Below are 17,383 nucleotides of genomic sequence, written 5' to 3'. Positions count from 1 at the left end.
AACTCCACTTATTTAAAACATAGTTTTACATTATTATCGTTTAAGTTACTTAATTCTTTACCATATATACTAAAAAGAACCGTGGCAAAATCATCCAACAACACAAAAATAACTGTGATAAAGCAAATCGACAAAATACACCAAAAATAACCATGGAAAAATAATACAACAAGTGCTATGATTAAATTAACAGATTTCCAATAAGGATTTCAAAAACTTTTAGGAGGTATATGAATGAAAAAGTCAATTATAAGTATCTTTAGTGCTACTACTATTATTTTTTCTTTATTTACACCAATTACAACAAAGGCTTTAGAAAACAATAAAGCAATACCTGATAGTAACTATAGTGATAATGTGGACAACCCTATATTTTCAGACACCCATATGTACTGGAAGTCAAAATCCTCTCCATCCCTTAATACCTATGAGGATTTTAATAGTAAAAAATCTGTAGGTACTGTATCTAATTTAAAAGATTTAAATGACCTTATTATAGATCAATGTAGAAATCTTAAAGAAAACTTCTTGATAACCTATACTGGAAAGCTAGAGGATTTAAATACCCTATCCCCTAGGGACATTATGGATTATATAGAACACGAAGATCACTATATATTTCTTGGATTAGGTGTAGTAAACTTTAGTTTTGAGGGACATGATGGAAATATAGATGTAACTGTAACTGCAAGCTATAGAACTTCAAGAGCTAAAGAAGATTATATAGACAAAAAGATAGATTCTATTCTTAAAGATATCATTAAAGATGACATGGATATAGAGGAAAAAGCAATGGCTATCCATGATTATATAGTTAAAAATATTAAATATGATAGAACCCTTGAAAAAATGTACGCTTATGAGGCTTTATATTATGGTACCACAATTTGTATTGGTTATGCTGGTTTAGCCTATAAAATGCTTAACAAAGTGGGAATAGAAAATAAGATAGTTTCAGGGCGTGGTTTTTCAGGAACTTCCAGTGGTAAACATGCATGGAATTTAGTTAATATAAGAGGAAACTGGTATCACCTAGACTGCACTGGGGATAGTCCATCTGCTTTTGTGGCAGGAAGAGTCTTATATACCTATTACAACCTTACTGATGATGAAATTTTAAAAGACCATGAATTCCCTAGAGAAAAATATCCAGCTTCATCAACAGAAAAATACTCAAGAAAGATATATACAAGAAATTATAAGGTAATAGACTCTAAAAAAGATGTGCCTTTAAATAAGGACTGGAACATAAAATTTAGTAAGGATCCAACCCCTTCTACTATAACAAAATCAAATATATATGTTATTAAAGGAGACTCTTATGATCCTTCTGATAATATTCCAGCAGAGTTACCTTTTAATAATGCCATAGATGTTACTGTAGACTATAATGACATAAATAAAACTGCATTTATAACTAATGATTCAAATTGGGAACCTCAAAGTACTTACTATATTGTAGTAACTTCCAATATAATTTCTGAAAAAGGCGTTTCTTTATGGAGACCTGTTATAATGAAGTTTTCAACTTTATAACCATTTGTAGAGCTATCACTAAATCATAGATCTTGGTTCCCTACTTAGGAAACTCATCTTCATAACTTCAGATGAGTAAGCGATTCACACAAGATTATAAATCTTGGTTCTCTGCTTAGGAAACTCATCTTCATAACTTCAGATGAGTACTCGAAGAGTAAGCGACTACTATCAAATCATAGATTTGAGTACCTGCTTAAGTGACTCACACAAGATCATAGATCTTGGTTCCCTACTTAGGAAACTCATCTTCATAACTTCAGATGGTACTCCATATGAAAAAAACAGCCATTTCTGGCTGTTTTTTTATTTTATTGCTTTTAACTTAGCTATATCAGCATAGTTATTTGCTGTAACAATTTCAACAGTGGATAAATCTTTTCTTAAATCATTGATACTATCGATGATCTCAACATGCCTGTTACCATTTTTAGGCTCTAAATCTGTAAGTAAAGTTTTTATATCTTCTTGATTTACTTTCAAAACATTAACGTCAACTTCAATATTATTCAATCTTTTATCCATACCATCTAATGTTTTTTCCATGGTATCTAATCTTTTACCCATACCATCTAATCTTTTTTCCATGGTATCTAATCTTTCATCCATACCTTCTAATCTTTTTTCCATGGTATCTAATTTTTTTAATATTAACTCGAACATTTGTTTTGTTTCATTATCCATTTTCTCACCACCATAAACTCTATATATAAATTTTAACATTAATAAAATTTAACTTCAAGTAATAAGTTATAGCTTTATACTGGTAAAATTTACACCCCCATATCTTTTTCAATGCTGGCAAGTTAAGCTTATTCTTAGTTTTCACAGCACTTGAGTCATATAAAAAAGAACTGCTACTTCTAGCTGTTCTTTTCACTAGGAAAATTTACTTCCCTGAGTTTTTTGAAATATCCTTAGATATTAAAGCTTATTATAAACCTTAAATCCACTGAGTCATATAAAAATATCTCCAAATAGATAATCTAATTTTTAGTTAATTAGAGTGTCTACTTTGGAAGTATCATATTATTCTCTCTGTTTTCTAATTTTATTCAAATTTCACTATTAGGTCTTTCTCTGGAATGCTATCTACTAAAGATCCATCAACCTTGAAGGTAAATGTCTGTAAAATAGCACTTTTAGCTGGTATCTTCATAGGTTCTTTAGGTTCAAACACAGTCCTTAGCAATGGAGTTCCTATTTTACTCATAACATTTATAGGAAGCTTCTCTATACCTCCCGTTTTATCAGTACCATTTCTGAATATTAATGTAATGTATACATCCTTACTAGAATTATATCCTAGCTTGTACATATTAATCTCAAAGGAACCTTTTCTAAGTCTTGGTAAGGTGTTATAAAAATTCATTAAATCCTTTTTTTCTTTGTAGGTCAGGTTTTTAGGTACATTTTTAAGTTCTAAATCTAAAGTATTTACTGCCTTAGTACCAGTTTCTGATGCATCAAATACTATCTTCCAATCATCTTGTTTTATAGGTTTTAATAAATATTTCTTTTTTAACTCTATCTTCCAAGGTCTTGCGCACATAGGTTGAAGGGTTCCAAAATCTATCATATTAAAAACCTTTTTTAGGATAACCTCACCCTTTGAATCAGTTATAACTAAAGGTAAGTTTTCAAAGTTTATCTTATTTGGCAAAGTGTTTCTGATAAAGAAACCTAACTCTACATGTTTATCATACTCCACCATATATGTACCATCTATACAAACTTGATTTTTTTCCATAGGATGCTTTTTTTCAACTTGTTCTAATTCTTCCTTCATTAAATCTTGTTGAAGTGAAGACATAGTGCTTTCATTATCTGTATTTATAGACAATTTAGTTTTTATAAAATTATTAGCCATGGCTCCTCCTAAATTCATACAATTATAACCTTCATAATTTATTTTAACTTAAAATTTTTCATAATAATATTATACCTAATCCATTAAAATTTGTCTATTAACACTGCAACCTATGTTTCCTTAATTATTTTCCATATAATCATATTTTTATCTATGTATTGCTTTGTTAATTAAGCTTGATAAATAACTAAAAATAAGAATAGATCACAAATCTATCCTTTTTAAAAAAGTTAATTTCTCTACAACTTGTCTTTGGGATAACTTTAGGTTTAGCTTGCTATAGCATACAGGATATTCATACAAATATTGTTGAAACTTGTCTTTTGTGCTATAATTCCTATCAGCTAAAGGAAAGATAATTCGATTAATATATTGGGAGAACATCAAATGGATAATAGAAAAATAAATACTGATGCAAATGGACATGCTTTTTCCAAGTGTGATACAAAAGTTTTAAAAGGAATTGCAGTAACTCTGATGATTATTCATCACCTATACGCATTTCCAGAGAGATTTCCTCATACTATTTCTTATATTTCCATGTACTCCCTTGATGGAAGCACCATTGAATATTTTGTTGGACGTTTTGGAAAGATCTGTGTTGCAATTTTTATGTTTTTATCTGGTTATGGTACATACCTTTCATTCCATAGTAGTAACAAGGATATTACAATAAATATTGCAAATAAATTAAAAAAATTATATTTTAGTTATTGGAAAGTTTTCCTTATCTTTATTCCTATTGGAATGATGTTAAAGGTAGAGATAATATCAAAGGATTTACTATCAATATTCTATAACTTTACAGCCATTAGAATCTCCTACAACGGAGAGTGGTGGTTTTTGACACCATACATAGTGACAATGTTACTGTTTCCCTTATTTCATAAATGGATTGACAGAAAGTCTGCTCAGTTGTTTATAGATTGTTTTGAGATTATTACCTTGGGGGCATTTATACAATATATTATACCTGTTATCCTTCAGTTCTGTCTCTTTGAACATTTTAGACATTCTTTGTATTGGTCAATTATTTATCCTGTATTAACATTGCTTCCTCAGTTTTTGATGGGCTGCATTGTAGCCAAATACAATTTATTTAAAACATATAAGGAACTGTTTTCTAAAGAAGTAGTAGGATTTTGTACATCCTTATTTTTAATGATCCTTGTGTTTTATTTAAGACATAAACTTGGTGGAAGCTTTGATTATATTTATGCACCTATTTTTATTGTTGCTTCAATATCAGTAATTAAAAAACTACCTTTGCTGTACCATATTTTCGAAAAAATCGGTGAGGAGAGTACCACAATATGGTTGACACATAGTTTCTATTGCTACCACTTTTGTCCAGAGTTTATTTTCTTACCAAAATATTCTCTATTTATTCTTTTATGGCTATTGCTGATTTGTTATGTCACAGCTAAGTTAATAAATTTAGGATATTCTAAAATTAATGCACTATTAAAAAAACAGAATCAATGCACTATTTAATTGGTTTCTACTCATTTATTAACTAAAGAAGCATGTAGCAAAATAAAATACATGCATTTGTCCTGATAGATAAATATCCAAGGAGTTACAAGACTCCTTGGATATCTTATTCAATATATTTATTTTTATATTATTCAAAAATGCAAAATGATCACTATATCAACTTAAAATTTAATTTAAACTCCATAACGGCCATTCCTAAAAAAGTTAATTCCTGTACAACTTGCCTAGGTTTATTACATACCTCTAAGTGCTTGCAAATTAGATATTTCTATAATTATCTAAAATGTTAGTGGTAAAAAGGTAAATTCCTAAAGGTTTTGCAAATACTGAAACTGTAGATAGCATTAAAAAAGTAGCAGTGACCATGGCTATTAACTTTTTCATATTAATCTCCCCTTATAATCCACCTAAATGTGTCAAGTTGTTAACTAATTGAATTAATATCTAACTCCTAATATGGAATCTACACTTATAGTAAGTTTTTCATCAATTATCTCTTCATATTGAGACTTATCTATTTCAATTTTATATGGACTTGCTGAATAAGCTTCTACCTTAATAGGTTTATTTAATTGAAAAGCCCTTAAACTTATAACCTCCCCATCTGAAGATACAATATTAACAGGTATGTTGCTTATGGATAAAGCTGTAGAGGTAGCGTTTCTAATAAAAAAAGTTACCTTTATTATATTATCCTCATAAAATTTAACATGAGTAGTGTCTATAAAAATCTCACCTTCTGAAATAGGATGTTTTTCACCTAACTTCTTTAACTCATTAAGTAAGAATTCCTTTCTCTTAATATCCATGGCATCTGTTGATACTCCTGTTATATGGAGATTTAGTTTAATATTATCCATACTTGTCCTCCTAAAATTTAATGATAAAGGGTAGATTGAGCTACCCTTTATCCTGTTACTTTTAATTAGTTCCCTGTAATTTTTATATCCTGTATTCCTGCCCCCATCTTACCATCTACTGCTAATAGAGTTTCAAATTTAACTTTTACATTTGTTCCTGAATAATTACTTAAATCTATTTCATCTTGTGAAGTCATTACTGCATTAGCAGGAGTAACTTTTCTTACGATATCCCAATTTGTTCCTCCGTCTGTAGATACTGATATAGTTATTTCAGCTGAATTTTCTTTTAAACCGCCAAAAGTCCTAGCTTTAAAGTTTAATGTCTTTTTCGCATATTCTGTAAAATTCATTTCTGATGTAATTAGACTTGACATTGGTTTTATCATTTTAATATAAGTTTTAGCATCCTCTAACTCTACTTTACCAAAGCTTTCTGTAAGATCATTTATATTAGCTATTTTAAGTATTACTTCTGGTTCTTTTACCTTTTCTAATACAGTTACATCAAAATCTTTTGTTTCTGATAACTCCCCTAATTTTAGTGTTGCTGTTAAGGTAACTGTAGCATTGCCTTTGCCGATTTCCGGTCTTGTTACTGTACCATCATTTGAAATTACAGTTTTAGCATTAGAAGTCCAGTTAACAGTTACACCTTTATCTAGTGATACTGGAAGTTTTATATTATCTACTACAGCTGTCAGGCTTCCTAAATCTAATTTTTCTTTAGTTGATTTTAGTATGTCTCCTTGTCCAACTACTGTAACTTTAAACTCCTTTGTTACCTTTAAGGTTCCTTTTACCAAATTAGCTGTTAATATTACTTCTTTAGATTCCCTTGGTATTGTTACTTTACCCTCATTGGAGATTATGTCTTCATCTCTTGACTGCCAAGTAGCAGTTACTCCATTGATTAGGTTTGTTGGAAGTAATAAATCAGATTCTACTGCTGATATGTTTCCCAAATCTAATTTGTCCTTTGCAGCTACCATAGCCTTCTCATCTGTAAAATCTTTTATACCTAAATCCAATTGAACTAATACTGGATCATGGTCACTAACTCTTCCATATCCTTCTGTAAATTCTGAGTTAATGTGTACCACATCTACAAGAGCTCTTTCCCTTTCATTGTCTTTTTTAAGTAGATTGTTTGAAATCAAAATATGATCTAACACTTGAGAATTTCCACCATAGACATAGGTATATCTTTTATTTTCTGGCAGTTCTTCTATCATATTTATCATTTCACTGCCCTTTAATATCTGAAGGCTTCCAGAGAATTCATAGTCATTCATATCCCCTAAAGCTACAATATTCGCTTCTGGAATTTCTTTTTTAATTTCTTTTATAAACCTATTTATTACTTCCGCTTGCTTATGTCTTTGAGATTCGCTTCCCATTACTGGTGGCTGATTTTGACTAAATAACCCTTCATCTCCGCGCTTTGAATTTAGGTGATTAGCTATTACAAATATCTTTTCTCCTTTAAATTCAAATTCTCCAATAAGAGGCTTTCTACTATTCTTAAACACTTCATTTGTAGGGTCTATTCTACCTGGATTTACTGATAATCCATCCTTACCTATTTTTACAGCAACGTTAGCCTCGCCTTTTGTCTTTTCCACAAGAGATACTCTATCTTTTCTATAGATAAACCCTTGTCTTATGTTTCCACCTGGAGCTCCTCCATCTGTATTATTTTGAGGAGTTACATCTGTAAACCCATATTCCACTCCATTTATCCCCTTTATAGCATCAACTAGAGCTTGATATGAACCACTTGCATCAGCATTACCTGTATCTTTTTCACCATCGCTATCTTGAACTTCAATAAGTCCCATTATATCAGGGCAACTTAAATCATTCACTATACTATTTGCAATTTTAGCTACCTTATCTGGTTCAGTAGGATTGAAATTCTCTATATTATAGCTAGCTATATTAAGTTTATTTTCTTCATATTTTATTTCTGTTTTTTCTCTTTCTGTTGTTCCATGAACTATGGCAGGTAGCTTTTCGGTGTTTAAGAACTTGAACTTACCAAAACCATAACTCATAATTCCTATTAGATTGTCCTCTGCAAATTTATCTCCAACTGCTATTTTCATATCTTTATCTATATATTTCTTACTTTTACTATCTGTTATTGGAATCATAATATCGTCTATAGTTATTATTTCTGGATTAAAATCATCTTTTAATGCCTTTATTCCTCCTCTTGGTGTAAGTTGATGTTCAGACCCCACACCATTATTTGGTACTACATAGATTTCTCCATATCTTTCATCTGCACCTACTATAAGAGGATTTACTATCTTAACAAGCATTCCTTCTAAACTTTCAAAATAATCTATAGCATCTTCATTAATATCAAAAGTCTTTAATCCATCATTATCTATATTTTTTAATAAATCACCTTGAAGATTAATCACTATTGCCTCTGGTAATTGATTTCCACTAGATTTTACTTCAACTTTAGTTGATTCTATTCTAGTTTCTGTTAATCCAGTTTTATCAGTATTAAGACCATTTATTATTTCTTTTACAGTACCTTCTACTTTAACTAAATCTCCAACTTTTATAGTTTGAGTTTTACTACTAAATTTAACAAAAATACCTTCTGAAGTAGCTGGATCATCATCTGGGTTTGGATCTTGCATAAAAAATCCTTTTTGGAAGGAGTCCTCTGATATAGCAGTAACTATACCTTCTGTGGAGACTGCTTGTCCCTCTAAAGGTGATCTATGATCCGCACCTTGAATTTCTCTTATCTTTTTCTCTGGAGCTTTAGGTGTTTCTCCGTCTCCTTCATCTATAATCTTAATATCTTCAATTTTACTAAGCATTAATTGATTTACTGTGTTATACCTTCCAACTGAAGCTGTAACATTTAAGGTTGATCCAACCTTAAAGCTTGATGTATCTATCTTAGGATTTAAATTTCCATCTACTCTAATATCCACATCATTTTTTTCATCAGTTATTGTAACATTATAGGAACCATGCTTATCAGGGTTTCCTATACCTCTTACTTTAACTTTTTCTAAAGTTACTCGTTTCCCTTGCAGCGTTTCATCAAGGCCGCTTATTTTAACAGTTTCCGGAGTAGGAAGCTTCTGGTTTTCTTTTAATACTTCTACCTTTAATTTCTCCCCTCCATCATCTTTTATTTGCTTTAATCCCTTAAATTCACCTATAACACCTGTTACTGAAACACTATTCCCTACTTTTAGATTAGTATTTTCTGTACCTCCAACATAAATATATATACCTGCATTCTTATCTTCGATAAAAGCATTGTTACCTATTCTTGAAGTAACTACACCTTTTACAGTTACTTTGCTGTCTTTATCTTTTTTTCTTGCTTCAGCTATGGTTATAACTTCTTTTTCTTCTGGATCTTTTGTTTTATCTGGAGCATCTATTTCCTTGCCTATAGAACCATCTTTATTTAATTCCTTTACTTTATCAGGATTACTATAGGTTTTAGAATCTCCTTCATCAGCATAAGCATCCATATTTTTTATTTTTCCTGATTTGTAATCTTCAACGTATTGGTTATAATCTATAACTTTATCGCTTTTATCATTTTTTACAGAAACTCCTGCTATTTCAAAACCCTCTAGTATTTCTCTGAATTCTTTATTCCTACTAGCATGAGCTTTCATGTAATCTTCATAAGCTATATATACTACTTCATTAGGATTATTTTTATTTTTAAGATACAACCCTACAGGTTTTGCAAAAACTGGAATAGTAGAAAACATTAAAAACACAGCAGTCATCATTGCTACTAACTTTTTCTTTAACATAAAATTTCCCCCTTTATTAAGGGAGTTAAAAATTAACTCCCTTTAATATTAAGCTTGAATAAGAGCTTGTCCCATAGTTGTCTTTAATTTTTGTTAATGGTTACCTCTTGAGTCTTTTGTGTGGTATTTTCTGTTATAACTACAACTACACTTTTAGGGATTTCTCCATCTGAATTTTCATAAAAAAATGCTCCTACTGTTTCTTTGTCATAAATAAGTTCTTCATTAGTTGCTTTAATCTTAGCAGTGTAATTATTATAGTTAAGTCCGTCCTTTAACACTACTTTTATAGAATATGCTCCAACTAATGCTTCATCATCAATTCCTGATTCATCTTGATTTACAACATCTAATTCTTTGCTATCCCTAATCTAAAATTATGTTACCGTTTACATAATTCTTTTGATAGGTCCACACCCTACGTGCCACTTTCATGGCATAAGGCGTTCACTCGATAATAGGAAGTTATTATTTTCTGATTAATATAAATATTTGGGAAGTAACATAAATATAACACTGCATGTAACCGTTGTCAATTATCTTCCAAGTCTAATTTTAGTTCAATATTATAATATTTTGGATAATTGGAACCCCTTCCCTAAGTTTTTCTCCCCATTACTTAAAATTTAAACCCCAACAAAAATTGTTGGGGTTTAATCTTTGTCTTAGATTTTATTTACGTGGATAATTTCTTTTTACCTCATAGCAACTATGGTACCATGTAATACCACATAAATTCTTTTTGGAAATTCACTATCTTACCATCTTTATCTACAGCTATTATGGCAACATAAGTATTTACTTTAACGGGTACCAGTACTAGAGTGTTATTTTCCAACTCTGTGTTAAATTTTTCCTTTACCTTACCTTCATATATTGTGTCTACACTTGGAGCATCTTCATCAGGTCCAAAATAGTTAGTAACATAATAAGTTAACCCTTCTTCAGCATTTTCTAAAATAAATCTTACTTGTCCTTTAAAATTTGATTTTTCAATAACAAACTTTTCTTTTTCAAAATTTGGAGCTGGAATTATTAGAGCTTTTATAGCTACATCAACTAAATTAATTTGTTCTTGTATCTCTTCCTTAGTAGCCTTAGGATTTTTTAGAACCTGACTAGCTTTATATAATACAGAATTTAATTTATCCCAACTAGATTTTACATAATCATCCTCTTCATATTGTTTACCTTCAGCTATTTTTTCAGCTAATGTTTCTTTTAAATTATTTATTTCTATTACATCATTTATAACTTTTTTTGCAACATTAAATCTCTCAAGTAAAGCTTCCAATCCTTCTACTTCTGTTGGCACTTTACTTATGGATTCTTCTGCTACTTTTAGAGCTTCTTCAGCCTTCCTTAAATTTTCTTCTATTTTTAAGTCTTTCCCAATTGCTTCTTCTAAAGCTTTTACTGATTTTTCTGCAATTTTAAAGGCTTCTTCTGCTTTAGTCACCAAATTATCTTTTGCAGCTAATATTTTTTCTTTAGCATCATCTACTTCTTTTTGATTAGCTTTATTATTTTTTACTACTAATTCTGCAGCTGTTATAGCATCTTTTAGTACCTTATAGGATTCTTCTGTATAGTCTTCTGCTTTTAATTCTTTTGCTTGTGCTACTACCTTATTTAGCTGACTCTTGTCTACTTTGCTATCCCTCACTATCCTTCCTTATTTAAAGAAAGGATTTCGTTTGGTCCACACCCTACGTGCCACTTTCACGGTATAAGGCGTTCACTCGATAATAGGTGTTTGTTATTTTATTGAAATTTGGGAAGTTACTTTATAATATAGTATATTCTTTAACTAATAGAATATTACATAGGTCTATAGACTAGAGGAAAAGAGTATAAAAAAAGCAGCCATATATGACTGTTCTCTTTGGGAATACATCCTTGATTTATATTTTACTACTAAAAGTTTTATACTCTGTGGTCTTTGTTAGCTCTATTATTACATGAATTTTATAAAATTTATTATAAATATAGCTATGATAATGTATACTTAGATATATAAATAAACAAATGTTATAAATCCTAAAGTAAAGATTAATTATGCACAGCTTATTAACCAAAATTATGAGGAGTAAGTTATGAGAATGATATTTAAAGGTATTGGTCTTATTGTGAGTGTACTAGTTGCTATTATTTTTTTATTTATAATATTTAGCTATATTAATCACAAAATTCATTTATCTAAAGAAGATACACTGTTTATTCCAAACGGAACTATGGTGGAGGTAAATGGACATAAGATCCATGTATACACTGAAGGTGAAGGAGATATTCCTTTAGTATTTATGTCTGGCGGTGGTACAAGCTCTCCAGTTTTAGATTTTAAATCTCTATACTCATTATTAAGTGATAAATATAAAATTGTAGTAATAGAAAAGGCAGGGTATGGTTTTAGTGATATTGTAAATGTTGATAGAGACATAGATACTATCTTAGCTGAAACAAGAGAGGCACTTAGAAAGGCTGAAATCAATGGGCCATTCATTTTATTGCCACATTCAATGTCTGGAATTGAAGCATTATATTGGACACAAAAATATCCTGAGGAAGTAAAAGCAATTGTAGGACTTGATATGGCTCTTCCTGAAGCTTATGGAGAATATAATATTAATATGCCAATAATAAAGTTAGGTGCTTTTGCATCTAACTTTGGAATTACAAGATTGATTCCAAGTTTAGCAGAAAGTGATGCCATAAAATATGGTACATTGACAGAAGAAAAAAAGGAACTATATAAGGTGATTTTTTATAGAAGAACTGCAACCAGGACAATGATAAATGAAGTTAAATCAATAAAAGCAAATGCCCTTAAAGTAGCAGAAAACAAACTACCAAATATTCCAATATTAATGTTTTCATCTAATGGTAAAGGAACTGGATGGAGTGAATATGAGTGGATAAGTTTTCAAGAAAATCCTATGAAAAATATTGAAAATGGAGAAATAATTTACTTAGACTGCTTCCATTATATTCATGATATTGAGTATGAAAGAATTTCAGAAGAATGTGAAAGGCTTATTGAGGTTTAAAGGGTAAATAAAGAGCATACTATGCAGTAGAATGTTCTTTACTATGAATATTTTAATGTAGAAAGCAACAATTACATATAACAAATCCTTTTATTACTACTTTCATAACTTACTATTAGCGTTAAATAATAAATTTAGACATAATTAAACACAAATTTAATGAAAAAGAGAACCGTCATTTCTGACGATTCTCTATATTTCATTAATTTTTCACAGTTTGTCACTGAGAAAAATTACATCCCTAGGGTCTTACTAGACCTTTAATTAAACCTAAGGTTGCTTAGTTCCATCTTTTTGTGCTGTTTGAAATGTTACTGTTGCTGTAGCCAATTTACTTACCGCATCATTAACATCTTCTTGAGTAGCATCTGCTTTATCAGCTATTTCTTGAGCTAATGCTATTGCATCTACATAAGCTTGTTTTTCTCCTGCTGTTACCCATTTTGTTCCTTCTTCTACATTTGCTTCATCTGTATCTACAGTTATATTCTTTGCTGTATTTGCTGCAATGATTGCTTCTGTTAATGCTGTTTTATCTACTACTATTACAGCTTTTTTAGTTCCATCTTTTTGTGCTGCTTTAAATGTTGATGTTGCTGTAGCTAATTTACTTATCGCATCATTAACATCTTCTTGAGTAGCATCTGCTTTATCAGCTATTTCTTGAGCTAATGCTATTGCATCTACATAAGCTTGTTTTTCTCCTGCTGTTACCCATTTTGTTCCTTCTTCTACATTTGCTTCATCTGTATCTACAGTTATATTCTTTGCTGTATTTGCTACAGTGATTGCTTCTGTTAATGCTGTTTTGTTAATTATTACTTCGCTATCCCTCACTATCCCCTCATTCTGAAAGGATTTCGATCGGTCCACACCGTACGTGCCACTTTCATGGCATACGGCGTTTTATCGATAATGGCTTCATTTGTTATATTTAATCATATATTATGTATAGTTAAAATTTTTCATGGTACTTTTGGTTATAGTATCATGTTTTATCCACAGTTCCCTGTAATACTACAATTTACCATGTATATGTATAATGAAGGGGAGATAATAAGATTATAAAAAATATTTTTCTATAGTGTCTTATTACTCCCTATTCATTTTTAAACTTCCCTTTAACTTCCAATACAAATTCCTATTACCGACTAGGTTCCTTGGCTACTCTTGTTTTATCCTTCCAAGATGTTACCATCATGGTATTTCAAAGCCTTCCCAAACTCTGACTTTCGGCAAGAGGTCATAGCTACTATGAACCCGCTGAGCCCGTATACATATCACTGAATCTACTAATTCTACTCGTATACAGCATCAAACGTTCCACTTTGTATATCCCTATTTTTTACTACCTTAGGTATCCACTAACGATGTAATACGCCTTGGTTTAACAGCTAATTATTCCAATGCCTATATAGCATTTCATCTATATAGATCTATACCAAACTCCAAGCATAGCTTCATTTAACAGTATAGATTATGGATTACAACGCATTATAATGGATTCGTCATCCTTACCATAGTAGTTTTTTAAGGAGCCCCGCATCCGACTCTCACGGATTACGACCTTACCTGGCTTCATAAAGTTATATTTAGTAGTTATAACTCTATGCAGGGGACTCAGGCTCAAGGTTATAGCTGTTTACCTTGGATAGGAATTTCACCTATCAAATCCACAAAGTAGTTAGAAATTAAGGGAAAGAAGGGTTTCTTTCCCTTAATATAATTTCCACCTATTTCGCCTTAATGGCTTATAAGGTAACGTTTCGCACTTTTATTATGGAGTTACAAATCTTACAGTCCATACTCCACCAGCATTAAATACATTGCCGTTTTTATCAGCTATATTATAAACTTGTCTTAACACTGGAGTTTTTGTAGCACCATCTTCATTAGCATTAACAGTTAATACAACTTTTGATTCATCTCCTGCTGCTAATTCTGCTTTGCTTACTGTATACCCATCTACGGTAAATGTTAATGTAGAAAGTGTATCAAGTTTCATATCTTCTGAGAAGTTTACAGTAATTGTTGCTGCTGCTCCTTTAACAATTTTATCATTAGCATCAACAAATGATATCTTAATATCTTCTACTTCTTTTGAATCTTGAGTAAACTTTTCTATAACTGGCGCAACTTTATCTTCAATATCTTTGCTTTGATTTCCTTTTATTGTTATTCCAAATGCATTTTTAGATTTTGGCTCATCTATTGTTCCTACCTTTATTGCTTTTCCATCTTCTGTCTTTGCATCTGTTGTTAATGCATCTCTTAAAGTAAATGTAATTACACCTTTACCGTCTATATTATTAAACTCAACCGCTGCAACTACTATTTCTTTGTTTGATGTTTCTTCTTTAAGTTCAAAATCATTTGCATCAAATGAACTTAATGCATCTTTCATAGTAACAACAACAGTCTTTGTGCTTGTTGCTTTTACAGAGTCAATCTCAACTCCATTTACATCTTGATCTATTAAAGTTACTTTTGTTTGTAATGGTGATGGATTTCCAGCTAAATCTCTTACTCTTCCTACAGATAAATCTGAGTCAGCAGTTACTGCAATCTCTGTACCATCTTTAGTCTTAGCTTTAGAAAAATCTAATAATACACCTTTTCCACCATCAACAATTGAAGCTGAAACATTTATGTCTGATAGATAGTGTCCAGCATATGTGTAGTTAGCTAAGTTTGCTAAGTCATCAGAATTTATAATTTCGCTAAATAAAACTTTTACTTTTTTAGCTGATGTATATAATTTAGCTTCCGTATTTACAGTAGGGTTTGTTGTGTCTGTTATCTGTACTGTTTTTGAAACCTTATCTATTTCATTTCCTGCTTTATCCTTAACTTTTTCAATTACTACTGTATAACTTGATCCACTTAATGGTGTTGTAAACTCTAAATTTACTATATCATTTTTTGGCATAGTTATAGTTGGAACATTGTCTTTTACTTCATTTCCATTTGCATCTAACAACTTATATACAGCTTCTGAATTATCTATGTCTTCAGTAAATGTTAATTTAATATTTTTATCATCTACAGCTTTTATTTCTTTCACTTCTGGTTTAACTGTATCTACAACTACATTCAAAGGAACTTCTATGGCAACATTCTTGTTATTCCAACCATCTTTTATAACATCTTTATTTATATATAAGTATGCTGTACCTTTTGGTAATGTATTAGTATTAAATGTTAGTTTAAGTTGATTTGTTGTTCCAGTAACAATTTCCACTGTATCAGCCACATTTTTTGTGTTTGTATGGTAATAATTGCTAAGCGTATTATTTGATATTATTATATCTTCACTAAATTCAAGAACAACTTCATTTGGTGTTGCTTTTATAATCTTGGATACTACAGGAGCAACATCATCTTTCTTACTTTCAAAGTTTAACTCCGTATCTATCATAGTATATTTTGCATAATCTTTAACTCCACTTACCTTAACTTTATGAGTTCCTTCTGGTAATGTAGAATAAAGTTCAAATTCTATTACATTAGAAGCTATTGCTTTAATGCTTGTAGGATTAACAAAATACTTTCCATCATCAACTTTAAAGCTTGATGCGCTTAATCCCTCAGCATTAACTGGTTCACTAAAAGTAACCTTTATTTTTGAAGGACCTGTTTGTTCAGCACTTAATGCTACTGGAGCAGTAATATCAAATGCTTCTGCATTAACTTTTACTTCTAATAAAGTTTTAGAAAGGTCTTTGCTCTTAATTCCTGAAACAGTTAATTCGAATTTTGTTTGATTATTAGCAAATGCAGTTTCTTTAGTAATTGTTACTATTTTTCCATCTTCACTTACTTTTATAACATCATTCGCTGCAAGTTGGATTCCATCTATTTTATAATTAGCAGTATTTTTCGCACTATCTAAATCTAAAGATTGGCTAAACACTACTTTAATTTCTTTAAGATTATCAGCAACTACTGACTCTACAGCTAATTTAGCTTCTTTTTCTTCAACAGCTTCTTCAATTACAGCTACTTCTTTTTCTTTTTCTGTAGCAATTTTTGCTACTCCTTCATTGTTTGTAACTGTAGCTAATTCTTCTACTAAAGCTTTAGCTGCTTCTAAATCTTCTCTATCTAAAGATTTTTCAGCTTTTTCTATAGCAGCTGCAACAGCATTTATAAATGTTGTTTGAGCTATATCTAAAGCTGTGCTGTATGATGCTTTTGCAGGATGTCCATTGTTGTCAATAAAGTCTGGTGACACAATGATTAATTCTCTAACTTGATTTATTTCTTCTTGAGTTATTTTAGCACCTTCTGCATTTAACTCATTAATTACTGTAACTATTCTTTCAAATACTGGATGTTGGTATCCATCAAGTATATGTGAGAACTCACCAATAGCAGTTTCCATATCTAATGGTAATTCTCCTATTGCATCTCTTGCTGCCTCAATGTCAGCTTGAAGTCCTGCTTTAACAGCTTTAACTAAAGCTACTATATCTGCATCCTTGTTATCTAAAATATATGGTTTAACTCCATTAGCCTTTGCAGTTGCTTCTACCTTCATAGTAGCATTGTAAGCTGCTTCATATAGTTTAGTAACATCTTGTTCTTTAGTTTCTTCAACTTTAACTTCAGCAGCTTGTGCTGGAATTGCAGTTGCGCCTATGCCCGCTACCACAGTAGTTGCTAGAGCTGCACTTAAATTCTTCTTAACCTTCTTATCCAAGTTTGTTCCCTCCTATTTTTTAAAGATTTATATAAATTTAATGTGTGAAATTTTATATA

Annotated in this window: 12 protein-coding genes; 3 read left to right on the top strand and 9 right to left on the bottom strand. The window is 30.7% G+C overall.

What is annotated here, in order from left to right:
- Nucleotides 1-234 precede the first annotated feature (234 nt).
- The gene (locus tag KQI89_RS12085; RefSeq protein ID WP_216457277.1) at nucleotides 235-1,536 is read left to right on the top strand and encodes a transglutaminase domain-containing protein; all 1,302 of its coding nucleotides are present in this window, start codon (nucleotides 235-237) and stop codon (nucleotides 1,534-1,536) included.
- A gap of 306 nt (nucleotides 1,537-1,842) precedes the next feature.
- On the opposite strand, the gene KQI89_RS12080 is transcribed toward KQI89_RS12085, so the two are convergent.
- Together KQI89_RS12080 and KQI89_RS12075 are read right to left on the bottom strand one after the other, a co-directional pair.
- Nucleotides 1,843-2,220 carry a hemolysin XhlA family protein gene (locus tag KQI89_RS12080; protein WP_216457276.1) on the bottom strand — a complete coding sequence of 126 codons (378 nt, stop codon included), beginning with the start codon at nucleotides 2,218-2,220 and terminating at the stop codon, nucleotides 1,843-1,845.
- Between the two features lie 367 nt (nucleotides 2,221-2,587).
- A complete protein-coding gene (locus tag KQI89_RS12075) occupies nucleotides 2,588-3,424 on the bottom strand; it encodes an SLAP domain-containing protein (RefSeq protein WP_216457275.1) in 837 nt (278 codons plus the stop codon).
- A gap of 369 nt (nucleotides 3,425-3,793) precedes the next feature.
- Here KQI89_RS12075 and KQI89_RS12070 point away from each other — a divergent pair, with 369 nt between their 5' ends.
- Complete coding sequence (locus KQI89_RS12070; protein ID WP_216457274.1) at nucleotides 3,794-4,900, top strand: acyltransferase family protein; 1,107 nt, start codon at nucleotides 3,794-3,796, stop codon at nucleotides 4,898-4,900.
- Nucleotides 4,901-5,161: 261 nt separating this feature from the next.
- Here KQI89_RS12070 and KQI89_RS17930 read toward each other — a convergent pair whose 3' ends face one another.
- The 5 genes from KQI89_RS17930 to KQI89_RS18030 all read right to left on the bottom strand — a co-directional run bounded on the left by KQI89_RS17930 (nucleotide 5,162) and on the right by KQI89_RS18030 (nucleotide 11,241).
- Nucleotides 5,162-5,287 (bottom strand): hypothetical protein, encoded by a 126-nt coding sequence (locus KQI89_RS17930; RefSeq protein ID WP_281418305.1) that lies wholly within the window; start codon nucleotides 5,285-5,287, stop codon nucleotides 5,162-5,164.
- A 53-nt stretch (nucleotides 5,288-5,340) separates the two neighbouring features.
- Nucleotides 5,341-5,763 (bottom strand): SLAP domain-containing protein, encoded by a 423-nt coding sequence (locus tag KQI89_RS12065; RefSeq protein WP_216457273.1) that lies wholly within the window; start codon nucleotides 5,761-5,763, stop codon nucleotides 5,341-5,343.
- A gap of 65 nt (nucleotides 5,764-5,828) precedes the next feature.
- Nucleotides 5,829-9,575 (bottom strand): immunoglobulin-like domain-containing protein, encoded by a 3,747-nt coding sequence (locus KQI89_RS12060; RefSeq protein WP_216457272.1) that lies wholly within the window; start codon nucleotides 9,573-9,575, stop codon nucleotides 5,829-5,831.
- A gap of 83 nt (nucleotides 9,576-9,658) precedes the next feature.
- Nucleotides 9,659-9,856, bottom strand: a complete 198-nt coding sequence (locus KQI89_RS12055) for a hypothetical protein (protein ID WP_216457271.1) — start codon at nucleotides 9,854-9,856, stop codon at nucleotides 9,659-9,661.
- Nucleotides 9,857-10,284: 428 nt separating this feature from the next.
- Nucleotides 10,285-11,241: an FIVAR domain-containing protein gene (locus tag KQI89_RS18030; protein WP_216457270.1), complete on the bottom strand. Its 957-nt coding sequence runs from the start codon at nucleotides 11,239-11,241 to the stop codon at nucleotides 10,285-10,287.
- 430 nt (nucleotides 11,242-11,671) lie between these two features.
- Between KQI89_RS18030 and KQI89_RS12045 the strand changes: the two genes are divergently transcribed.
- Nucleotides 11,672-12,622, top strand: a complete 951-nt coding sequence (locus KQI89_RS12045; RefSeq protein ID WP_216457269.1) for an alpha/beta hydrolase — start codon at nucleotides 11,672-11,674, stop codon at nucleotides 12,620-12,622.
- 270 nt (nucleotides 12,623-12,892) lie between these two features.
- Here KQI89_RS12045 and KQI89_RS12040 read toward each other — a convergent pair whose 3' ends face one another.
- Together KQI89_RS12040 and KQI89_RS12035 are read right to left on the bottom strand one after the other, a co-directional pair.
- Complete coding sequence (locus KQI89_RS12040; protein WP_216457268.1) at nucleotides 12,893-13,459, bottom strand: FIVAR domain-containing protein; 567 nt, start codon at nucleotides 13,457-13,459, stop codon at nucleotides 12,893-12,895.
- Between the two features lie 940 nt (nucleotides 13,460-14,399).
- Nucleotides 14,400-17,324 carry an Ig-like domain-containing protein gene (locus tag KQI89_RS12035; RefSeq protein ID WP_216457267.1) on the bottom strand — a complete coding sequence of 975 codons (2,925 nt, stop codon included), beginning with the start codon at nucleotides 17,322-17,324 and terminating at the stop codon, nucleotides 14,400-14,402.
- Between the last annotated feature and the right edge of the window lie 59 nt (nucleotides 17,325-17,383).

This window comes from Clostridium simiarum, assembly GCF_018919175.1.
Taxonomy (GTDB): Bacteria; Bacillota; Clostridia; order Clostridiales; family Clostridiaceae; genus Clostridium_L; species Clostridium_L simiarum.
The sequence above is the reverse complement of the archived record's forward strand: the minus strand, read 5'-3'. Positions and strand labels throughout refer to the sequence as shown.

What these genes read in the sequence shown, in the direction of transcription:
- KQI89_RS12080 (WP_216457276.1), bottom strand. Translation starts at nt 2,220, where the DNA reads ATGGATAATGAAACAAAACAAATGTTCGAGTTAATATTAAAAAAATTA.
- KQI89_RS12060 (WP_216457272.1), bottom strand. Translation starts at nt 9,575, where the DNA reads ATGTTAAAGAAAAAGTTAGTAGCAATGATGACTGCTGTGTTTTTAATG.
- KQI89_RS12075 (WP_216457275.1), bottom strand. Translation starts at nt 3,424, where the DNA reads ATGAATTTAGGAGGAGCCATGGCTAATAATTTTATAAAAACTAAATTG.
- KQI89_RS12070 (WP_216457274.1), top strand. Translation starts at nt 3,794, where the DNA reads ATGGATAATAGAAAAATAAATACTGATGCAAATGGACATGCTTTTTCC.
- KQI89_RS12065 (WP_216457273.1), bottom strand. Translation starts at nt 5,763, where the DNA reads ATGGATAATATTAAACTAAATCTCCATATAACAGGAGTATCAACAGAT.
- KQI89_RS17930 (WP_281418305.1), bottom strand. Translation starts at nt 5,287, where the DNA reads ATGAAAAAGTTAATAGCCATGGTCACTGCTACTTTTTTAATGCTATCT.
- KQI89_RS12085 (WP_216457277.1), top strand. Translation starts at nt 235, where the DNA reads ATGAAAAAGTCAATTATAAGTATCTTTAGTGCTACTACTATTATTTTT.
- KQI89_RS12045 (WP_216457269.1), top strand. Translation starts at nt 11,672, where the DNA reads ATGAGAATGATATTTAAAGGTATTGGTCTTATTGTGAGTGTACTAGTT.